The sequence below is a fragment of the Streptomyces soli genome, assembly GCF_003999195.1.
Lineage (GTDB): Bacteria > Actinomycetota > Actinomycetes > Streptomycetales > Streptomycetaceae > Actinacidiphila > Actinacidiphila soli.
Genome location: NZ_RJVR01000348.1, coordinates 1 through 5,408 on the forward strand (window position 1 = coordinate 1; position 5,408 = coordinate 5,408).

5 protein-coding genes are annotated in these 5,408 nt (G+C 72.4%); all 5 read left to right on the forward strand.

Going from position 1 to position 5,408, the window contains the following annotated elements; genetic code table 11:
* Window positions 1-376: 376 nt before the first annotated feature.
* The gene (locus tag EFK10_RS51535) at window positions 377-661 is read left to right on the forward strand and encodes a hypothetical protein (RefSeq protein ID WP_240677815.1); all 285 of its coding nucleotides are present in this window, start codon (window positions 377-379) and stop codon (window positions 659-661) included.
* Window positions 662-791: 130 nt separating this feature from the next.
* Entirely contained in the window at window positions 792-1,013 is a 222-nt protein-coding gene (locus tag EFK10_RS51540) for a PfkB family carbohydrate kinase (protein WP_240677816.1), read from the forward strand.
* Between the two features lie 85 nt (window positions 1,014-1,098).
* A complete protein-coding gene (locus EFK10_RS42520; RefSeq protein ID WP_127360989.1) occupies window positions 1,099-1,743 on the forward strand; it encodes a bifunctional 4-hydroxy-2-oxoglutarate aldolase/2-dehydro-3-deoxy-phosphogluconate aldolase in 645 nt (214 codons plus the stop codon).
* A 35-nt stretch (window positions 1,744-1,778) separates the two neighbouring features.
* A complete protein-coding gene (locus tag EFK10_RS42525; protein ID WP_127360990.1) occupies window positions 1,779-2,972 on the forward strand; it encodes a cytochrome P450 family protein in 1,194 nt (397 codons plus the stop codon).
* Between the two features lie 307 nt (window positions 2,973-3,279).
* On the forward strand, window positions 3,280-4,518 hold the full coding sequence (gene aroA / locus EFK10_RS42530; RefSeq protein WP_127360991.1) for a 3-phosphoshikimate 1-carboxyvinyltransferase: 1,239 nt from the start codon (window positions 3,280-3,282) through the stop codon (window positions 4,516-4,518).
* Window positions 4,519-5,408: the final 890 nt, after the last annotated feature.

The following is a 5,408-nucleotide window of genomic DNA, read 5'->3' on the forward strand; positions in this document are numbered from 1 at the left end:
CGCCCCGCCCGCGGCCATAACCAGGCCGAAGGCGCCGGAGGCGGCGACGCCCGCCTGGACGATTGTTTTCACGCTTGCTCCTGATCCTCAGGATTTCACGGCACAGTTCTGCTGCCGTTGTACGGTCCGCGTCTTCCCGGACGACACCCGACCCGCCCGAAATGAAACCGGAATTCGCCCGATTCAGCCTGATGGCCCACCAATCCGGGGCGCAGTTTCCTGTAACCTGACATCCCGGACGCCCCGGAAACGGCGGCGCCGCGCCGACTCCGGCATCCCTGGGGCCGGTTTGCGGCATCCGCGGCGGTCGCACGGCGGCAGCGGCTCTTTTGCGCTCTCGGCCCCCCGTTGTCGGTGGCAGCAGATAGCGTTTGTGGTGCGAGGGCCGAACGGGGAGGGCGCGGGGGCGCACGGGGAGGCGGCGATGGTCGGTGAGGCGGTGCTGAGTGAGTTGGGGGCGGACGGGGTCGACGTGTCGTACGCGGAGGTGGATCCGCAGGCGCCGACGGGGCTGCTACTGCGGGACAGCCTCGCGGTGCCGTTCGACCTCAAGATGCGGCACAAGCTCGGCGGCGCGGCGTCCAATGGGGGCAGACCGTCGGGCAGTTGCCGGCGGAGGCAGACCTGGTGTTCGCGGGCGCCGATGAGTTGGAGTTGCTGATCAACCATGAGGCGGACGATGCCGCCGACGACCTGATAGCGGGCGGGGCGAGAGCTGTCGTGATCAAGCGGGCCGACCAGTCGGCCTGCGCGGTCACCGCCCAAGGGCGCTGGACGCAGCAGCCCTTCGCGTGCCGGTCGCCGATCCGGTGGGCGCGGGGGACGCCTTCGCGCCCGGCTCGCTGTCGGCCTGGCTGTGCGGGCTGCCGCCGCAGCGGGCGCTGGCCGAGGCGGCCACCGTCGCGACCCTGGTCGTGCAGACGCCCACCGACACCGCGGGACTGCCCAGGGCCGCGGGCCGCGACCGCGCGCTCGCCGCTTTCGCGCACGGGACGGACTCCGTGCACCGCTGAGACCCTGACCACGCTTCAGCAGCTGAAGACCGACCTCCCCCAGCCTCCGGGCCGGGGGGACCTCAAGGAAGGACGGCGATCCGCCGTGTACCGCTGGGAGATCACCCGGGCCGCAATGGCCCAGCGGGTCTTCGCCATCGTCCGCAAGGAGAGCTACGACCAGGCCGCCGCGGCGGCCGACGGTCTGCTCTCCGCCGGACTCACGACCATCGAGATATCGCTCACCACGCCCTTCGCCCTCGAGGCCGTCACGACTCTCGTGCGCGAGGTGGGCGACGACGCGATCATCGGCGCCGGCACCGTCCTCGACGCCGCCTCCGCCCGGACGGCCGTCGACGCGGGCGCCCGCTTCCTGGCCTCCCCGAGCCTGGACGAAGAGGTCATCCGTACCGGCCACCGCTACGGCATTCCGGTCTTCCCCGGCGTCAGCACCCCCACCGAGGTCGTCCGTGCCCTGGAGTTGGGCGCCGATGCCCTCAAGCTCTTCCCCGCCTCCGCCCACGGCCCCGGCTGGATCAGGGACGTACGGGCCGCCCTCCCGCAGGCCGCGCTGCTGCCGACCGGCGGGGTCACCCTCGAGGACGCCCCCGAGTGGATAGCCGCCGGTGCCGCCGCGTGCGGCATGGGCGCCGCGCTGGCCGACGGGGACCGGGATGTCGTCGTCAAGCGGGTGGGGGATCTTCTCGGCCGTCTGGAGGAGGCCGCGTCCGGCGATCGTCCGCAAGACTGACGCGGCCGCCCGGCCCACGGAGTTACGGTGCTGGGATGGAAACGGTGGATTTGGCGGTCTACGGCGACGATTTCACTGCCGACCCATACCCGGTCTACGCCAAGCTGCGCGCCCAGGGCCCGCTGCACCGTGTGCGCACGCCCGACGGGGGTGAGCTGTGGCTCGTGGTCGGCCACGAGGAGGCCCGCGCCGCGCTCGCCGACCCGCGCCTGGTGAAGAACTTCCGGCTGATGGGCTGGGACTCGTACGAGGAAGAGCTGCTCGGCGTACACATGCTGAACTCCGACCCGCCCGATCACACCCGGCTGCGCAAGCTCGTCGCCAGGGAGTTCACCATGCGCCGGGTCGAGGCCCTGGGCCCGCGGGTCCAGGGGGTCACCGACGAGCTGCTCGACGCGATGCTGGCCGCCCCGGACGGCCGGGCCGACCTCGTGAACGCGCTCGCCTACCCACTGCCCATCACCGTGATCTGCGAGCTGCTCGGCGTGCCCGACCTGGACCGGGAGGCCTTCCGCAACTGGTCGAACGAGGCGGTGGCGCCCACCACCCCGGAGGCCGAGCGCACGGCGTTCGTGGAGCTGTCCGCGTATCTCAACGAACTGATCGAGGACAAGCGCTGCTCGCCCGGCGACGACCTGATGAGCGCGCTCATCCGCACCACCGCCGAGGACGGCGACCGGCTGTCCCGTTCCGAGCTGACCGGCATGGCCTTCCTGCTCCTGATCGCCGGGCACGAGACCACGGTCAACCTGATCTCCAACGGCGTACGCGCCCTGCTCGACCATCCCGACCAACTGGCCGCCCTCCGCGCCGACATGAGCCTTATCGACGGCGCCGTCGAGGAGATGCTCCGCTACGACGGCCCGGTCGAGACCTCCACCTACCGCTTCACCGCCGAGCCCGTCGACCTCGCCGGCACCGTCATCCCGGCCCGCGAGGTCGTCCTGGTCGCCCTGGCCTCCGCCGACCGCGACCCACAGCGCTTCGACGATCCCGACCGCTTCGACATCCGCCGCGACCCCCGCGGCCATCTCGCCTTCGGCCACGGCCTGCACTACTGCCTCGGCGCACCGCTGGCCCGCATGGAGGGGCGGATCGTGGTCCGCTCGTTCCTTGAGCGCACCGCTACCCTGGAACTCGACACTGACCCGGCGCGACTCGACTGGCTCCCCGGCCTGCTGATGCGCGGCGTCCGCGCTCTCCCCATCCGCTTCACGCCCGCACCCTAGGCAAGCACCGGCCCCCCTGCCCCGCCCCCGCCGAGCACACCGGGATCGGGGCATCTCCCACATCCTCCGCAGCCTGTCCGGCGCCCTCGCGGGGGTTTCTTCGCCGTCATCCTCGGCAACCACTCCCCGTACGCGATGTTCGATGACGCCGCGCTGCCGGCGGGCGCGGCCGTGCTGGCGGAGATGGCCTGGCGGCGGCCGGGGGAGGGGGCGCAGCGGGGCCACCGTGCGGAACGTCACGGCCCCCGCTCCGGCATCGTGATTGGATGCCCGGGTACGTCCCACCAGCACCGCCGGAGGTCCACCCGTGTCCGTAGTCGCCGTCCCGGGGTCGAAGTCGATCACGAACAGGGCGCTGTTCCTGGCAGCGGCCGCCGAAGGGACCACCGTCCTGCGGCGGCCGCTGGTCTCCGACGACACCGAGGCCTTCGCCCAGGGCCTGACCGCCCTCGGCTACGACGTCGAGCCCGGCCCCGCCGAGTGGCGCATCACCGGCCGCCCGGCCGGGCCCGCGGCCGCCGCGGCCGACGTCTACTGCCGCGACGGGGCCACCGTCGCCCGCTTCCTGCCCGGCCTCGCGGCCGCCGGCCACGGCACCTTCCGCTTCGACGCCTCCCCGCAGATGCGCCGCCGCCCCGTGGCGCCCCTGGCCCAGGCCCTGCGCACGCTCGGCGTGGACATCCGGCACGAGGAGGCCGAGGGACACCTCCCGCTCACCGTCGTCGCCGACGGCATCAAGGGCGGCGAGATCGAACTCGACGCCAGCCTCTCCTCCCAGTTCCTCACCGCCCTCCTCCTCACCGGCCCGCTGACCGCCGAGGGCCTGCGCATCCGTGTCACCGGGCTCGTCTCGGCGCCCTACGTCGAGATCACCCTCGCGATGATGCGCCGCTTCGGCGTCGACGTCGTACGGGACGGCGACACGCTGTCAGTCCCGCCCGGCGGCTACCGCGCCACCACGTACGACATCGAGCCCGACGCCTCCACCGCGAGCTACTTCTTCGCCGCCGCCGCCCTCACCGGCCGCGAGATCACCGTCCCCGGCCTCGGCACCGACGCCCTCCAGGGCGACCTGCGCTTCGTGGACGTCCTCGAGCGCATGGGCGCCCGCGTCGACATCCGCCCCGACGCCACCACGGTTTCCGGCACGGGCCGCCTGTCCGGCGTCACGGCCGCCATGCGCGACATCTCCGACACCATGCCCACCCTCGCCTCCATCGCGCCCTTCGCCGACGGCCCGGTCCGCATCGAGGACGTCTACAACACGCGGGTGAAGGAGTGCGACCGGCTCGAGGCCTGCGCCTCCAACCTCCGCCGCCAGGGCATCCGCGTCGACACCGGCCACGACTGGATCGAGATCCACCCCGGCACTCCAGCCTCCACCGAGATCGCCTGCCACGGCGACCACCGCATCGCCATGAGCTTCGCCGTCGCCGGCCTCCGCATCCCCGGCGGCGTCACCTTCGACGAGCCGGGCTGCGTGAAGAAGACCTTCCCCGAATTCCACGACGCCTTCGGCGAATTGTGCCGCGGCTGGGGTCTGTGAGCCTGCGTCCGCCGCTCACCTGGGGATCTCCGGCGTACGGCGCCGGTGCTCGCCGCGCAGCACCAGGCCCGGCGAATCGTCCGTACGCCCCGCACGCGGTCGCCGACCACAGCGACCACTGCTGGGGCAGCACGTAATACGGCACGAAAACCCGAACCGTCCGCCGTCGTGACGCCTTGACCGGCATCAACGCGGGGAGGACGTCGGGCATTTGCCCTGCCAGGATCGCTCGGCGGCAGGACTCGCAGGCAGGCCTCCGCTCCGCTGCGGCCTCCCGTCGGCCGATCCTGCGGGTCGGCCGGTTGGTTTTCCGGGGTGTCGGCTGCTGTGCCCCGTGCAGGGGATTGTAGAAACACCGGGTCACCGGCGGCCGCACCCGCCGCCCAGCGCTCATGGCCTGAGCCGCCGCGAAGCGCTCGACCGCACGCTCGGCCAGTATCACCGCTGCCGCCAGGTCCGGCAGATCCGCCGCCTCGTCGAGCAGTTTCCCCGCTGCCTCGTACGCCTCCAGCGCCCACTCGTAGTTCCGGCGCACCGTGCTCTGCGTGGTCGGCCCGGCCGGCTGGAGTTCCGCGTCGCGCAGCACATCCCCTACGTCGGCCACCCGCGCCGATGCGTAGCCCTGCAGCCGCTCCCGCAGTACCTCCCACTCGCGCAGTACCAGCTCTTGTTGTTCCTTGGACAATCTCCGGTCCGCCGGGCGACGTTCGGACACCGCACCGCCACCCCGCACCAACCCCAGGAACCACCACCGGCGAAACACCAGCCACCTCCTTGGCCTTAGGCCGCGCAAATAGGCGGGGGGCGTCGCGTGCCGATGGCTCTCGCCTGGCGGCGTTGTCGTCGGTCGCCGCAGTCCCCCAGCTAGACGCTGGGAGGGGCCCCCACCG